A 14,870-nucleotide genomic window follows, 5' to 3' on the forward strand; every position below is an offset into this window, starting at 1 on the left:
AAGAATGGCTTGGGAGAGCGGTATGCGCGTGTGGGGGATTTCGGCACTGGCTCTGGCGACAGCAACGCCCGCCGTCGCGCAAAGCGCGGGCGAGGACGGGCTGCTCTTCCACCTTTCCGCCGACAAGAGCCTGACCGCGGACGTCGCGCTGGGCGATCCCGTCCCCAATTTCCGTTCGGCAGTGTCGATTGTCCCGGATGGCGCGATCGGCGGCGCGGCGCGCTGGGCGGACGAGGGCTATGTCGCCTGGAACGCACCCGGCAACATGCGCGCCGAACGCGGCACGCTGGCATTTTTCTGGCGCGCCCGCACGCCGCCGGGCGAAGCCCCTTTCGTGATCTTCCGCGCTGGCTTCGCCGATCATTCCAGCTGGGACATGGCGTTCCTGCGGATCGACTGGAACGGCCGTGGCTTCGACGCCTTTGTCACCGACGCCAATCTTTCGCGGCTGCGCGTCTCATTCCGGCTCGAGCGCGTGCCCGCGCCGGAGGAATGGCAGCATCTTGCCTTTGCCTGGGACGAGACGCAGGGCGTGCGGCTGTTCCTGAACGGTCGCGAGGTCGCGCGAAAGGCGCAGCAGGCAGATCTGGACGCGGGGCTGGACCAGTTCGGCATGGCCGGCCGCGTCATCAGCCCGCATCAGGTGCAGAGTCGCTATAACTTCATGCGCGGCAGCGACCTTGACGAGATCCGCGTCTATGATCGGATGCTGGGCACCGCGGACGTGGCGGCACTTGCCGCCCGTACGCTGCCGAGCGCCGCGGCGCCGCGCGACATCGCCGCCGAGCGTGCTGCGTGGCTGCATCGCTATGGCTGGGACAAGGCCTCGCCGCCCCCGCTCACCACCAAGGCGACGCGAGTACGCAAGGTGGAGTTCGCCGATGCGCGCGACCTGAAACAGTGGATGTGGAAGGGCGTCGACGGCATCGCCGAGACGACCTGGCCCGGCGTGTACAACCGATCGCGCCTGCCCGGCCGCACCGACTATTTCGAGCTTCCCGATTGGAACACCTATGTCGAAGGCGGCAAGGCTTATACGCTAACCGTGCCGGCGGGCGAGGCGTTCAATCGCGTCGAGATTCGCGGCGCCGCCTATGGCGATCTCGCCTGGTCGGGCGATGGCGAGCGGTTCACGAAACTGGCGGAGCGCGCGCGCGGCGTGGTCCGGTCGGTGGACGCGCTCGCCCAACGCACGGGCGGCACGCTGCGCTTCACCAACGCGATGCAGGAACAGCCGATCCAAGAGATCTGGGCCTATCAGGTGGAGGACGCCCCCGAGCCGGCAGGCAGCTTCAAGCTCAGCTACCGGGTGAACGCCAAGGCGGCCGCCAACCTCGCCGCGCTGGCAGGCCTGAACCGCTACATCGCCGGCCGCTTCGCTCCCGAGGAACGCAGCACCGTGCTGGCGATGCCCAAATCGGGCGTGCGCGCGGCGGTGGGTGCGGGTGCGGCGGGCGACAGCGGCGCGGCGGTGCGCCCGGCCGGCGCCAAGCCGATCGTCCACTTGCTGATCCCGTCGAACCTCAACCAGGCGCATGCCGATCAGCCGCTGGCGCGCGCCTTCAACTATGGCTGGCGCAACCTGCACGACGGACTGGATGGCATCGCCATCGATCTGCCGGCGCTGAAGGCGACGCCCAACGCCGACGGGCTGATCCCGCTCAACCTCCGTGTGCATGATCCGATCTGGCCGCAGCGCGACCTGATAGACTTCTCCTTCTCGGTCCGGCCGGGCGAGGCGCGAACGTTGTGGCTCGATCTGCGCGACCGCATCCTCAGCGACGACAGCCTGTTCCTGACTCTCGCCTCCGCCGCACCGGACTTCGATGCCGAGGGGCTGGACGGCGCCGAGATCCGCCTCGTCTTCAAGCCACGCGCCGAGGCGCTGGCCGAGCATGTCGCCGATCGCTTCCACCAGGTGAAGGACAATTGGGGCTTCCTGGTCGAAGAACATACGTCGTCCGAGCGGGCCGCGCTCTATCGCCGGGTGCGCACCGATGCGAGCGATCTGCTGCGCGTCGATCCCGAACACAAGGAAATGCGCGCTTATTGGGCGGATATCGATTATCGGCCGGAGAACATGGCAGCGGAGGCATTGCCGCCCATCCCCGCCGGCGTGCCCGCTTGGGCGGCGCGACAGCTGCAGGATCTGCGGCTCACCCGGCGCTTCGTCGAATGGTGGATCGACAATCGCCAGGTACCCTATGGTGACTTCGGGGGGGGGATCAGCGACGATTCCGATCTGCTCCAGCAATGGCCCGGTCTGGCGCTGATGGGCGTCATCCCCGACAAGGTGAATGCGTCGCTGCGCGCGCTCGACGATGCAGCCTATCGCAACGGCATGATCGAAAACGGGCTCGGCACGATCACCACCGATGAACTGCACGCCTATGAGGAAGGGCTGAACGCCGATGCGGCGCGGCTCTACCTCAATTGGGGCGAGCCGAAGACGATCGAGCGGCTGTTCGCCACCACCCGCGCGCTGCGCACCGTGATCCTGCCCAATCCGGCGGGCCATCTCCACTTCGCCAGCAACTGGTATGGCGCCCGGCAGATGTACCGCGAAGGCGCGTTCGAATGGCAGAAGCCCTATAGCTATGTGGTGATGCACGCGCCGATCCTGCTCGGCGTGTTCAATGCCGGGCCGCAGGCACGCGGGCTGGTGACGGGGCTCGCCGATGGCTGGCTGGCGCATGGCAAGCAGGACGCTGACGGCCGCTGGAGCTTCCCCAACGAAATCAACTGGCGCAGCGATGCCACCCGTGTCGGCGACGGCGGCGGCGTCAGCGTGCCGTTGCAGACGGCATGGGCCGCCTGGCGCTTCACCGGCGATACCGCCTATCTGCGCCCGCTGGCCGCCCGGCCGCAGGCAGTCGGCGAGATCAACGAGAATGTCGCGCTGCTGCCCGAAACCCGTGCGCTGGTGAACGCGAAAGGCAGCAGCGATGCCGCCCGCATCGCGGCCTGGACCGTCAGCGGCGATCCGGCCGGACTGGTGCCGCTGCACGAAGCCGCGATCCTTGAAAAGTCGGCCCGGCTGCCGTTGATGACCGAAGGCCATTGGTGGACCGACCGCGTCGAAAGCGAGAACCAGTGGCTGCAGCGCGAGCGGCTGGGCGGGATCGCCTTGCGCCGCAACCAGACCTATCCCGGCAACGCCGTGAGCTGGCGCTTTGCCAAGGCCGATGCGGCCGAGCAGGTGGCACTGCTGGTGCCGGGCGCGACGCCGTCCGCCTTCACCGTAGAAGCGTTCAACACCAGCGCCGTGCCGCAGGACGCGGCGATGACGACCTGGAACGTCACCGCTGGCCGCTGGTCGATGCGCGGCCCCAACGGCACCGTCACCATGCTCGAACTCGGGCGATCCAGCACCGTGCCGATCCGCTTCGCCCCGGGAGCCAGCCGCTATGTCTTCACGCTGGAAGCAGCGGGCGATCCCGTCGAGCGGCGGGCGGATCTGGGCATTGGCCGCGACGATGTGGCGGTGAAGGACCGCACCGTGACCGTCACCGTGCACAGCCTGGGCCATCGCGCCACGACCGGCGGCGTGGTGATCGTAAGCGGGCCCCGGGGTGAACTGGGACGTGCGACGCTGCCGGCGATGGAGGCGCCCGAGGATCTGAAGCCGCGGACCACCCAGGTGCGGATTCCGCTACGCGGTGCCGGCCGGCCCAGCACGGTCCGCATCGCGCTGCCCGGCGACGCGCCGGAGGTGACGCTGCACAACAACCGGGTAACGCTGAACGACTAAAGCGAAACCACTGGAACTTGGGGGACGGCAACCGGGAATGGGTTGCGCGGCGGCAGTGGCTGCCCCAACGGGGGGCCATGTCCACCATCCCCGACCGCGCCGGCCTGATGCTCGGCGTCTCTGCCTATGCCCTATGGGGGGTGCTGCCGCTCTACCTCCACCTGCTGCACGACGTTCCGGCGCTGCAGGTGCTTGCCCACCGGGTAGTCTGGTCGTTGCTGCTGCTCGCTGCGATCGTCATCGCGCTGCGGCGGGTGCGCGCCATCGCCGCGGCGGCGCGCGGCCGTACCTTGCTGTTGCTGGCGGGGGGCGCCGCGCTGATTGCGGGGAACTGGCTGGTCTATATCTGGGCGGTGCAGCACGATCATGTGCTGGACGCGAGCCTTGGCTATTTCATCAACCCGCTGGTCAATGTGGCGCTGGGCATGCTGGTGTTGGGCGAGCGGCTGCGGCGGCTGCAGGGCGTGGCGATCGGCGTTGCCGCTATCGGCGTGCTCCTGCTGACCGTGCAGGGTGGCGATGCGCTATGGGTGCCGCTGGCGCTCGCGCTCAGCTTCGGGGCCTATGGCCTGCTCCGCAAGGTGGCCGCGATCGATGCGTTGGGCGGGCTTACGGTCGAGACCCTGCTGCTCGCGCCCGCTAGCCTGGCGGTGCTGCTCTGGGCCGCGCAGGACGGCACCCAGGCATTCGGTGCGTCCACGCGGATCGATGTGCTGCTGATCGCGGCCGGGGCCGTTACCGCCACGCCCCTGCTGTTGTTCGCCGCTGCCGCCCGCCGACTGCCCTATGCGACGATGGGACTGCTGCAATACATCGCGCCGACGCTGCAGTTCCTGGAGGCGGTGCTGCTCTTCGGCGAGCCGGTGCTGCCGGTGCACTATGTCACCTTCGCGCTGATCTGGTCCGGCTGCGCCATCTATGCATGGGACAGCATCCGGGCCTATCGCGCCGTCGCTACGCGGTGACCGGAGGGGGCGGCACCGGCCACCCCAAAGGCTTCAGGCGAGCGCGATATCCGGCGCGTCTTCGGCCTTCATGCCGATCACGTTGTAGCCGGCGTCGACATGGTGGATCTCGCCGGTGACGCCCGATGCCAGGTCCGACAGCATGTACAGGCCGGCGCCGCCGACATCCTCGATCGTGACGTTGCGGCGAAGCGGCGCGTTCAGCTGGTTCCACTTCAGGATATAGTTGAAGTCGCCGATGCCGCGCGCTGCCAGCGTCTGGATCGGCCCTGCGGAGATCGCGTTGACGCGGATGTTGCGCGGGCCCAGGTCCATGGCGAGATACTTCACCGACGTTTCCAGCGCCGACTTCGCCACGCCCATCACGTTGTAATGGGGTACCACCTTCTCGGCGCCGTAATAGCTGAGCGTCAGCAGGCTGCCCCCATTCGGCATCAGCCGCTGTGCGCGCTGGGCGACGGCGGTGAAGCTGAACACCGAGATGTTCATCGTCATCAGGAAGTTATCGAGCGTGGTGTCGTAATAATGCCCGCGCAGCTGGCTCTTGTCGGAAAAGCCGATCGCGTGGACGATGAAATCGATCGTCGGCCACCGCGCCGCCAGCGTCTCGAACGTACCGTCCAGTGCCGCCATGTCGGACACGTCGCAGTCGATGAGGAAATCGGAGCCAACCTGCTCGGCCAGCGGCTTCACGCGCTTGAGCAGTGCTTCGCCCTGATAGGAAAAGGCCATTTCCGCACCCTGGGCGTGCAGCGCCTTCGCAATTCCCCAGGCCAGCGACTTATCGTTGGCGAGGCCCATGATGAGCCCGCGCTTCCCATGCATCAATCCGGTCACGTCTTCTGAATCTCCTGTCCCTGGTGCTCCTCTAGACCGGGTTCGGGCACTTCCGCCAGAGCGGCGTTGAGTTCCGCCCCTACGACGAGCCCGAGTCCCACCAGGAAGAAGAAGATCAGAGCGACCATTACCCCCGCCAGGCTGCCATAGGTCGCACCATAGCCGCCCATCATGCCCAGCGCCAACGGAAGGCCGCCGGTAACTCCCAGCCACCAAAGCGTAGTCATCAGCGCGCCGGGCCATTTCGGATAGCAATGAGAACGATATTGCGAGGGTGTAAGCGCGTAGAACAGTACGAACAAGGCGCCGAACAGCGCGAAGCCAGGAACGGCGCGGCCCGCCGCGGCAAAGCGCTGCGCCTCGGTCGCCCAGGGCAGAATGCGGTAGAGGAACTGTTCGATGCCCGTCAGGATCACCTGGAAGGTGAAAGCCAGCATCACCATCACCACCGCCCCGACGATCATCCCGATCGAGGCTAGGCGATAGCGCCAGAACGGCGTGCTCGACGTGACGCCATAGGCCTGGTGCAGGATGCCCCGGATCGTCTCGATGAAGCCCGCGGTCGTCCACAGCCCCACCAGCCCGCCGAACCACAACAGACCGCCGGTACGGCCGTTCAGCACTTCGACGACCGGCCCGCGCAGCAGGTCCGCCACATCCGGCGGCACCGTCTGCAGGAACGCCTCCAGCGCATGAATGCCTGTGCCGGTACGCCCGACCAAGCTGGCAACAGCCGTTGCGACGATGAAGAACGGGAACAGGGTGACCAACGACAGATAGGCCAGGTTCCCCGCATAGGTGAACCCTTCGTTGAACGTGCCCAGCGCCACGCGCTTGGTGATTTCCACCATGCGCGCGGTGATGCCAAGGTCTTGCAGACGCTGCGGAATGGCGCCGCCTAAACCACGTCGCCGACCTTCGGGCGAGTGCGGCGAAATCGGATTCAGCGGCTCTTCCACAAGACGTCAGACGCCCATGCGGGCGCGCGGGTTCCCCTGATTTTGCCAGCCCTTAGCAAATTCGGTCAACGCATCGTCCTGCGTCGGCAGGTCGATCATCAGCGTGACGAACAGATCGCCGCGCCCGCTGCCCTTCTTGTGAAAGCCACGGCCCTTCAGGCGCAGCACCTTGCCCGAGCTCGAGCCCTTGGGCACGGTCAGCATCACCGGGCCGTCCGGTGTCGGCACGCGTATCTGTGCCCCCAGCACCGCTTCTGTCAGCGTCACGGGCAGGTCCAGGCGGATATCGTCGCCGTCGCGCGTATAGAAGCGGTGCGACTGGATTTCGATGGTGACGATCGCGTCCCCCGGCCCGCCCGGCCCTTCCTCACCCTTGCCGGCCAGGCGCATCTGGGTGCCTTCTTCCAGGCCCGCGGGCAGCTTCAGGTCGATGGTCTTCCCATCACGCAGCGTGATCCGCTGCGGCGCGAGCTTGGCTGCGTCCTCGAACGACACGGCAAGGCGATAGGCGACGTTCGCGCCCTTGGGCTGCGGGCGCCGACCGAAACCGCCGAACCCGCCGCTGAAGCCGCCGCCGCCACGCTTGCCGCCGCCGAAAAGCCCTTCGAAAATGTCGCCGATATCGGCCTCGCCGCCGCCGAAATCGAACTGGCCGCCGCCGGGGCGGAAGCCGCCTGCGCCGCCACCGCCGCCACCGCCGAAGCCGAACGGCGCGGTGGGGTTGCCGTCGCCATCGATCTCCCCGCGGTCGAAGCGAGCGCGCTTGTCCTTGTCGGTCAGCAGGTCATAGGCCTGGGTGACCTGGCTGAACTTTTCCGAAGCCTTGGGATTGTCCTTGTTGCGATCGGGGTGCAGCTCCTTGGCGAGCTTGCGATAGGCCTTCTTGATCTCGTCCTCGCTCGCGCTGCGCGCCACCCCGAGCGTTACGTATGGATCTGCCACCAAAATCCCCAATGCGTCCAATGCCAATCGCCCGCCCCTTACAGGACAGGTGTTAAAGCCCAAACATCGGCGTGCGGATCGTTTCGCGCAAGGGGTGCGATCAGCCGAGCAGCGCCCATGCGCCACGCAGATCGGCCACGAAGTCCTGGTACGCCTGCGCGGCCGCATCGGCATCGGGCAGGCGGAGCAGGTAGCTCGGGTGCACCGTCACCCAGCCGCTGCCGCCTTCGGGCAGCGCCAGCTTCTGGCCGCGCAGCCGGGAAATGGTCGCCGCCTTGCCGGTGATCTGGCGGGCGGCAGTGGCGCCGAGCGCCACGACCAGCTTGGGGCGGACCAGCGACAGCTCCTGTTCGTACCACCAGCGGCAAGCGGTGATCTCGCCGGCATCGGGCTTGGCGTGGATGCGCCGCTTGCCGCGCGGCTCGAACTTGAAATGCTTGACCGCATTGGTGACGTAGACGCGGGCGCGGTCGATCCCCGCCTCGCCCAGCGCGCGATCGAGCATCTGCCCGGCGGGGCCGACGAACGCGCGGCCGGCGAGATCCTCCTGGTCGCCCGGCTGCTCGCCGACCAGCATCATGTCGGCATCGAGCGGGCCTTCGCCGAACACGGTCTGCGTCGCGGGCTTGTAGAGCGGGCAGCGGGTGCACGCCGCCGCCTCGTCGCGCAACGCTTCCCAGGCGCCTTCGACATTGCCGCCGACCGCGCTTCGCGCCGTCTCCACCATCGCCGTCTCCCGCGCCCGGGCACCGGCCACGAGCTCCTTCACCAACGCGGTTTCGGGCATGTTTTTCCAATATTTGCGCGGCATCTCCTTCAGCATCGCGCCGGTCTTGAGGCGGGCGGGGTTGAAGATGGAGGCATAATAGGTCTTCCACACCGCCTCGACCGGATCGTCGGCGGGCGCGTCGCCGCGCGCGGCGGCGGGGCCTTCGCTGAGCGTGTTCCCGTCCCAGTGGAGCGAGACTTCGGGGGTGAGGATCGACCAGCGCATGGCGGCGAACCGCTCGACGAAGAAGCGGGCATTGGCGCGGACGATATGATGCTCGGGCTCGAACCAGGCGATGAAGCGCGGGCCGGCCTCATCCACCAGTTCACGAAAGCGGACGAAGGCGCGCATCTTGTGGATGTCGCGGCGCACCGCCTTGGCCATCAGCTCCAGCCGGCGGACCAGCGGGTCGGCACGATCCTCGATGCGGTGCGGATCGGTGGCGAGCAGCGTGTAGAGGAGCGAGAATCGCTGCGGGTCCGCGTGGAGGATAACGGTCTGCGCCAACTCCACGAACGCTTTGGGGACTCGCAGCGTAAAACCGGCGGTCGCCGGCGGCGGGGCGGCCTCAGCCGCGAACAGATCGCCGCCGCCCTCGCCTACCCGCCACACGACCTCGGGCGGCGCGACATGCGCCTGGGCCAGCGCCCGCGCCGCATCGCGCCAGCCCTCGAAATCATCCTCGGCGGCAAGCGTTACGGCGCGCAACGCTTACTCGCGCTCGTCGCCCGGCGGGTGGGCTTCGGCGCGCTCCAGCTCCTTGGGCTTGCGCGCCTCGAAGATCTTGCCGAGACGCTCTTCCTCTTCCGAGGAAAGCTCCTTCTCGGCGGTGGGGAACATCTCTTCCTCCTCCTCGTCGATATGGTGGAGGTAGCGATCCTTCATCGCGCGGAACTTCGAGAGCCAGGCCGAGGAGGCCATCTCGATGTCCATCAGCTCGCCGAGCAGGTCGTCGACTTCCTTGTGCTCGGAAACCGAGTGCCGCGCATCCTCGCGCAGCTCGGGGTTGGCGAGCATCGTCGCGTAGAGCGACTCCTCTTCCGCCGCGGCGTGCGACTGAAGCTCGAGGCGAAGCTGCTCGAACAGGTCGCGGCGCTCGGGGCTGTCGCCCGAGGTGGCGTCGATCTGGGCGATCAGGTCGCGCTGGCGGTCATGGTCGGCGATGAGGTCGGCGAAGATGCGGGGCTGGTCAGCCATGTGGGAGTCTCCCTGGTTTCCCAGCCCCAACCGGCGGACCTCCCCTAGGTTGCTCCCGCGAGTCGTTCGCAAGCCCGCCCTCACGCGGCGAACAGCTCTAGCTGCTCCTTCTTGGGCGCGATCCAGGCGCGCAGATCGGCTTTATCGGTCAGCGCGACCGGTCGCCAGTCGGCAGTGACGATAAACGGGCGGATCTTGGCCAGCGACACGGTGAGCCGCGCGACATCCTCCAGCCGCAGCCGCCGCCATTTGCGCGCAGCGAGAATCGAAGCAACCGCCTTGGTGCCCAGCCCCGGCACGCGCAGCAGCGCCTCGCGGGGTGCGCGATTGAGGTCGACCGGAAAGCGATCGCGGAAGCGCAGCGCCCAGGCGAGCTTGGGATCGATGTCGAGCGGCAGCATGCCGGTGCCCGGGTCCACCGCCTGCGCCACCTCGTCGGGTCGATAGTCGTAGAAGCGCATCAGCCAGTCCGACTGATAGAGCCGATGCTCGCGCATCAGCGGCGGGCGCTGGAGCGGCAGCACCGCGCTGGCATCGGGGATCGGGCTGAACGCCGAATAATAGACTCGGCGCAGGCCGAACCGATCGTAAAGGCCCGCCGCCCGGCCGATAATGTCGCCATCGGTGGCAGCATCGGCGCCGACGATCATCTGGGTCGATTGCCCGGCGGGCGCGAACTTGGGCGCCGAGCGATAGCGTTTGCGCGCATCCGCCCCGTCTTCGATCGCACTGCGCATGCCAAGCATCGCGCCTTCGATCTGCGGTGCGGACTTCTCCGGTGCCAGCCGCTTCAGCCCCGCGATGGTCGGCAACTCGACATTGATCGAAAGGCGATCGGCATGAAGCCCGGCCTGGTGGATCAGCTCGGGATCGGCATCGGGAATTGTCTTGAGGTGAATATAGCCGCGGAAATGATGGTCCTCGCGCAACGAGCGCGCCACTTCGACCATCTGCTCCATCGTATAGTTGGACGATCGAATGATGCCGGAGGAGAGGAACAGCCCCTCGATATAATTGCGCCGGTAGAAATTGAGCGTGAGATCGACCACCTCGGCGGGGGTGAACCGCGCGCGGCGTACGTTCGAGCTCTTGCGGTTGATGCAGTAATGGCAGTCGAAGATGCAGCTGTTGGTCAGCAGGATCTTGAGAAGGCTGATGCAGCGCCCGTCCGGCGCATAGGCGTGGCAGATGCCGTTGCCGGTGGTGGAGCCCAACCCCTTGCGATCCGCCGAGGTGCGTTTGCTCGTCCCCGAAGACGCGCACGAAGCATCATATTTCGCAGCATCGGCGAGAATCGCCAGCTTCGCCCGGGTGTCGAGTTGCGCCATCACGTTCGATGTATGTTCTCCGCCGCACGCTGTCCAGATGGACGGTCGGCCATCGGCCCTGTACGAGCGCCCATCGGAGGGTTCGGGCATGATTCAGCGGATCGACGGACGCATGCGGGTGCTGGCGCTCGCCATGGCACTTACCTGCCTGCTCGGCTGGCTGTTCAAGGCGCATTGCATGGCGCATGGCTGGGTGGCAGCCATCCAGTACACCAGCGGCTGCTACAGCGATGCGGTGCCGTTCTGGGGCCAGCGCCATGTGGACCAGGGGCTGATCCCCTATCTGCAGACGCCGATGGAGTATCCGGTGCTCACCGGGCTGCAGATCTGGATCGAGGGTGCCGCCACGCGCGCCCTGTTCGGCATCTCCGCCAACGATGCAGGCTTTCTCGGCATCGTCACGCTGGTCAATGCGATGCTGGCCGGGATGATCCTGTGGATGCTTGCGCGGGCCGGCATGGATCGCACCCGGCTGTGGCTGTGGGCCGCTGCGCCGCCGCTGATCCTGTATCTCGGCCATAACTGGGATCTTGGGGCGGCAACGCTGGCGGTAGCGGCGATGCTCGCGGCACGCCGTCAGCGGCTGGTGCTGGCGGCGACGCTCGCGGCATTGGGCGCGGCCGCCAAGCTGTTCCCGGTGCTGCTGCTGCCGCTGATCGGGCTTTCCGCGTTGGCCGGGCCGGAGCCGCGCTGGCGCGCGCGGGTCACCGCCGCCGCCGCCTGCACGCTGGCCGCGATCGGCGCCTGGACGGCGGTGAACCTGCCGGTGGCGCTCGCGGCATCCGAGAACTGGTCGGAATTCTATCGCTTTTCGCAGGAGCGGTCGGGCACGGCGGCATCGACGTGGGAAATCCTTTCGACGCAGCAAATCTGGGTAACGGGTATCGCGGAGCGCAACCTCTATGCCACGCTCGCCTTTCTGGGCGGCGCCGCGGCGATCGTGGCGCTCGGGTGGCGGCAGCACCAGGCAAGGCTATGGGTACTGTTCACCCCGGTGCTGGCCTGGTTCATGCTGACCAACAAGGTCTGGTCGCCGCAGTTCGACCTTTGGCTATACCCGCTGCTGGTGATGACCGCGCCGCGCTTCAAGCCGTTGGCGCTGTTCGTGATCGGCGATGTCGCCGCCTATTTCGCGGAATTCTGGTGGTTCGCCGGCATGTCCGGCGCATGGCCCTATGCCACGCCACACGACATCCTGCTCGCAGCGAGCATCCGGGGCGTCGCGATGCTGTGGGTGATCGCCGATACTGTTCGGCTGCCGGCGCCCGCGTGGATCACCCGCGCGAGCGCCTGATCGATCAGGGCAGCGGCAGGTCCGTCTCGGCCTTCTTCTGCGCGCGGCGCTCGGCACGCGCCGCGGTGGCGCGCTGGACGAAGCAGCCGGTGCCGCCGCCGGCGCCCACCGTCGAACAGCTGCCGGTGCCGAAATTGCCGGTGGTCAGCGCGTCCTGCGAGCGCACCGCCCAGCTCTCGGTCTTTTGCGGGGAGCCTGGGGTCGTGTCGCGGATCGTCTTCGGAATGCGGAAGCGCTCGCCCTCGTCCAGGCGCTGGCATACGACGATTTCCTGGCCATCCTTGTTGGTCGGGCACTTGTCGTTGCCGTAGATGATCAGCACGCCGTTCTGCGCGGCATTCTGCGCCTGGGCGGCGGCGGGCAGCAGCAGCGGTGCCGCCACGGCCGCGGTGATGAAAGCGATCGTCTTGAGCACCCTGTTTCTCCTCTGCCCTAACTTCAAGCCACTATCGGCGCGCAGGCCTTAACCCGCGCTTTCAGATTCGCTTGGAAACCGCGATCGCGAATCGACAGCCCGCGCGGATCACGCCCGACAACAACGGATAAGCCGGCACATTCTCCGCACCGGAAGCAATCGCCGTGTCGCGATGTTCGATTTCTTCGTCGCGAAACCGGGCGACGGCATCGCGCAGCTCGGGATCCTCCTCGCCCAACTGGGCCAGCTGCTGCTCGTAATGCAGATCGATTTCGGTTTCGATCGCCGCAGTGCAGGCCATTGCCGCCTGCGGCCCGAGTGCGGCCGTCACCACGCCCAGGCCGAACCCCGCCACGTCCCAGAACGGCTGCAGCACGGTCGGCCGCACGCCGCGCCGCGCGATCAGCGCGTCGAAAAAGGCGCGATGATGCTCTTCCTGATTGGCCATGCCGCTGATCGTGCGCGCCGTCGGGGTGCGATCGCCCATCACCGCCAGCTGCCCCGCATAGATGCGCGTCGCGCCATATTCGCCCGCCTGGTCGACGCGAACCATCGCCTCGCGGCTTTCGCGCCGATCGCCCGGTTTCCAGCTCATCGCACCGGCCTCCTTGTTGCCAGGAGCGCGATAAGTGCCGCGCCGCCCAGCGAGAAGATGGCATTATAGCCAGCCAGGCTAATGCCGAACATCTCCCACTGCGCCACGTCGCACCGCACGATCGGCCGGCGCAGCGCTTCGGTCAGCATGTCCATCGCCGAGCCCTGCGTCGGCGCGGCGGTGCAGGCGGTGATGCCCTGCCACCAGTGATACTCGGTTCCGGCATGATAGATGCCGATCACGCCGCTTGCGGCGATCAGCAGGGCGGCGAGCAGCACCAGCGCGGTGACGGCACCGCGGCCCCGCACGAAAAAGGCGAGCAGCGCGACGAGGATCGCGCCCAGATGCGGCCAGCGCTGCCAAACGCACATCTCGCACGGCACCAGGCCGCCGAGGAACTGCGATCCGATCGCGCCGCCGAGCAGGGCGAGCGGCAGCAGCAGCGCGATCCAGCGGGCGAGAACGGGGGCGGTGCGCGGCATCACGCTCATTTGCCCTTGCCTGCCGCCGCCGTTTGCGAAAGCCGGCCGATCGTCTGCAGCGCATAGGCGAGCTGGAAGTCCTCGATCCCCTTCTTCTTCAGTTCCTCTGCCGTGGCGGCGAAGCGCGGATCGGTGGCGGTATCTTCCTCCAGCACGCCGTCATCCACTTTCTGCTGGTTGATCAGGTGGCGGCGCAGATCGGCCTCGCGCAGGATCGGGCGCGACTTGTAATCGGGATCGGAAAGCTGCGGCACCAGGATATCGGGCTTGATCCCGCCTTCCTGCACCGAATGGCCCGACGGGGTGTAGTAGCGGGCGGTCGTGAGCCGCAGCGCCGCACGCTGCCCCATCGGCAGGATGGTCTGCACCGATCCCTTGCCGAAGCTGCGCACGCCCATCACCAGCCCGCGATGATGATCCTGCAGCGCGCCCGCCACGATCTCCGATGCGGAGGCGGTGCCGGAATCGACCAGCACGATCACCGGCAGCCCCTTGGCAAGATCGCCCGGGAACACGCTTTCGGCATAATAGCGCTCGATATCGCCCTTCTCGCGGCCGCGCTGCGACACGATCTCGCCATGGCTGAGGAACACGTCCGATACCGCGATCGCCTCGGTCAGCAGGCCGCCGCCATTTTCGCGAAGATCGACGATATAGCCCAGCGGCTTGTGCCCGAGCTTCTTGTCGATTTCCTGGATCGCCAGCGCAGTGTCGCCGCCGGTGCGAGCGGTGAAGGTATTGATGTTGATGATGCCGATGCCGTCCTTCACCTCCCATTTCACCGGCTTCTGGGTGATGATTTCGCGGGTAAGGGTGAATTGCAGCGGCTTGTCGGTGCCGGGGCGCACCACAGTGAGCGCGATCTTGGTGCCCGGCGCCCCGCGCATCTGGGTGATCGCCTCGTCCAGGCTGCCGCCGACGATGAACTTGCCGTCCAGATGGGTGATGAAGTCGCCGGACTTGATGCCGGCCTTGGCCGCAGGGCCGTCTTCGGTCGGCGCGATCACCTTCACCGCACCGTCCTGCTGCGTCACGGTGAGGCCGAGGCCGCCATAATTGCCCTCGGTCTGGATCTTCAGATTATCGAAATCGAGGCCGTCGGCATAGCTGCTGTGCGGGTCCAGCGCAGCCAGCATGCCCTGGATCGCGCCCTTCACCAGCGTCTTGTCGTCCACCTTGTCGACATAGTTGGCCTTCACGGTGTTGTAGACTTCCATGAAGGTATCGAGTTCGCGATAGCTGCTGGTGTCGACCCCCGCCATGGCGCCGGATGTGATGGGAATGATCGCGAGTGCGCCGACGGCGGCGGTAACCTGAAGAAACGAACGCAGCATCA

Annotated in this window: 13 protein-coding genes; 3 read left to right on the forward strand and 10 right to left on the reverse strand. The window is 67.0% G+C overall.

Annotation, left to right across the window (positions count from 1 at the left end; all coding sequences use genetic code 11):
• Positions 1 to 22 precede the first annotated feature (22 nt).
• Together B215_RS0117320 and rarD are read left to right on the forward strand one after the other, a co-directional pair.
• The gene (locus B215_RS0117320; RefSeq protein ID WP_019370903.1) at positions 23 to 3,751 is read left to right on the forward strand and encodes a LamG-like jellyroll fold domain-containing protein; all 3,729 of its coding nucleotides are present in this window, start codon (positions 23 to 25) and stop codon (positions 3,749 to 3,751) included.
• Positions 3,752 to 3,828: 77 nt separating this feature from the next.
• Entirely contained in the window at positions 3,829 to 4,716 is an 888-nt protein-coding gene (gene rarD, locus B215_RS0117325) for an EamA family transporter RarD (RefSeq protein ID WP_019370904.1), read from the forward strand.
• 33 nt (positions 4,717 to 4,749) lie between these two features.
• Here rarD and fabI read toward each other — a convergent pair whose 3' ends face one another.
• The 6 genes from fabI to B215_RS0117355 form a co-directional block, all read right to left on the reverse strand.
• A complete protein-coding gene (fabI, locus tag B215_RS0117330) occupies positions 4,750 to 5,553 on the reverse strand; it encodes an enoyl-ACP reductase FabI (protein ID WP_026009367.1) in 804 nt (267 codons plus the stop codon).
• Positions 5,550 to 6,512, reverse strand: a complete 963-nt coding sequence (locus tag B215_RS0117335) for a YihY/virulence factor BrkB family protein (RefSeq protein WP_019370906.1) — start codon at positions 6,510 to 6,512, stop codon at positions 5,550 to 5,552. The genes fabI and B215_RS0117335 overlap by 4 nt, the downstream gene beginning before the upstream one ends.
• A 6-nt stretch (positions 6,513 to 6,518) precedes the next feature.
• Positions 6,519 to 7,454 (reverse strand): DnaJ C-terminal domain-containing protein, encoded by a 936-nt coding sequence (locus B215_RS0117340; RefSeq protein WP_026009368.1) that lies wholly within the window; start codon positions 7,452 to 7,454, stop codon positions 6,519 to 6,521.
• Between the two features lie 100 nt (positions 7,455 to 7,554).
• Positions 7,555 to 8,931, reverse strand: a complete 1,377-nt coding sequence (locus B215_RS0117345; protein ID WP_019370908.1) for a UdgX family uracil-DNA binding protein — start codon at positions 8,929 to 8,931, stop codon at positions 7,555 to 7,557.
• Positions 8,932 to 8,934: 3 nt separating this feature from the next.
• Complete coding sequence (locus tag B215_RS0117350; protein WP_019370909.1) at positions 8,935 to 9,420, reverse strand: hemerythrin domain-containing protein; 486 nt, start codon at positions 9,418 to 9,420, stop codon at positions 8,935 to 8,937.
• A gap of 80 nt (positions 9,421 to 9,500) precedes the next feature.
• Complete coding sequence (locus tag B215_RS0117355; RefSeq protein ID WP_019370910.1) at positions 9,501 to 10,748, reverse strand: putative DNA modification/repair radical SAM protein; 1,248 nt, start codon at positions 10,746 to 10,748, stop codon at positions 9,501 to 9,503.
• A gap of 88 nt (positions 10,749 to 10,836) precedes the next feature.
• On the opposite strand from B215_RS0117355, the gene B215_RS0117360 reads away from it, so the two are divergent.
• Entirely contained in the window at positions 10,837 to 12,042 is a 1,206-nt protein-coding gene (locus tag B215_RS0117360; protein ID WP_019370911.1) for a glycosyltransferase 87 family protein, read from the forward strand.
• A 4-nt stretch (positions 12,043 to 12,046) separates the two neighbouring features.
• On the opposite strand, the gene B215_RS0117365 is transcribed toward B215_RS0117360, so the two are convergent.
• The 4 genes from B215_RS0117365 to B215_RS0117380 all read right to left on the reverse strand — a co-directional run bounded on the left by B215_RS0117365 (position 12,047) and on the right by B215_RS0117380 (position 14,868).
• Positions 12,047 to 12,457 carry a hypothetical protein gene (locus B215_RS0117365; protein WP_019370912.1) on the reverse strand — a complete coding sequence of 137 codons (411 nt, stop codon included), beginning with the start codon at positions 12,455 to 12,457 and terminating at the stop codon, positions 12,047 to 12,049.
• 61 nt (positions 12,458 to 12,518) lie between these two features.
• On the reverse strand, positions 12,519 to 13,052 hold the full coding sequence (locus tag B215_RS0117370) for a demethoxyubiquinone hydroxylase family protein (RefSeq protein WP_019370913.1): 534 nt from the start codon (positions 13,050 to 13,052) through the stop codon (positions 12,519 to 12,521).
• A complete protein-coding gene (locus B215_RS0117375; protein ID WP_019370914.1) occupies positions 13,049 to 13,543 on the reverse strand; it encodes a disulfide bond formation protein B in 495 nt (164 codons plus the stop codon). Before B215_RS0117375 ends, B215_RS0117370 begins: the two co-directional genes overlap by 4 nt.
• On the reverse strand, positions 13,540 to 14,868 hold the full coding sequence (locus tag B215_RS0117380) for a S41 family peptidase (RefSeq protein ID WP_019370915.1): 1,329 nt from the start codon (positions 14,866 to 14,868) through the stop codon (positions 13,540 to 13,542). The genes B215_RS0117375 and B215_RS0117380 overlap by 4 nt, the downstream gene beginning before the upstream one ends.
• Positions 14,869 to 14,870: the final 2 nt, after the last annotated feature.

Origin of the sequence: Sphingomonas sp. ATCC 31555, assembly GCF_000282895.1 — a bacterium.
Classification (GTDB): Bacteria; Pseudomonadota; Alphaproteobacteria; order Sphingomonadales; family Sphingomonadaceae; genus Sphingomonas.

Excerpts from the sequence above, each read along its gene's own strand:
- B215_RS0117320 (WP_019370903.1), top strand. The coding sequence starts at position 23 with ATGCGCGTGTGGGGGATTTCGGCACTGGCTCTGGCGACAGCAACGCCC.
- B215_RS0117370 (WP_019370913.1), bottom strand. The coding sequence starts at position 13,052 with ATGAGCTGGAAACCGGGCGATCGGCGCGAAAGCCGCGAGGCGATGGTT.
- B215_RS0117380 (WP_019370915.1), bottom strand. The coding sequence starts at position 14,868 with ATGCTGCGTTCGTTTCTTCAGGTTACCGCCGCCGTCGGCGCACTCGCG.
- B215_RS0117360 (WP_019370911.1), top strand. The coding sequence starts at position 10,837 with ATGATTCAGCGGATCGACGGACGCATGCGGGTGCTGGCGCTCGCCATG.
- B215_RS0117355 (WP_019370910.1), bottom strand. The coding sequence starts at position 10,748 with ATGGCGCAACTCGACACCCGGGCGAAGCTGGCGATTCTCGCCGATGCT.
- B215_RS0117350 (WP_019370909.1), bottom strand. The coding sequence starts at position 9,420 with ATGGCTGACCAGCCCCGCATCTTCGCCGACCTCATCGCCGACCATGAC.
- rarD (WP_019370904.1), top strand. The coding sequence starts at position 3,829 with ATGTCCACCATCCCCGACCGCGCCGGCCTGATGCTCGGCGTCTCTGCC.
- B215_RS0117375 (WP_019370914.1), bottom strand. The coding sequence starts at position 13,543 with ATGAGCGTGATGCCGCGCACCGCCCCCGTTCTCGCCCGCTGGATCGCG.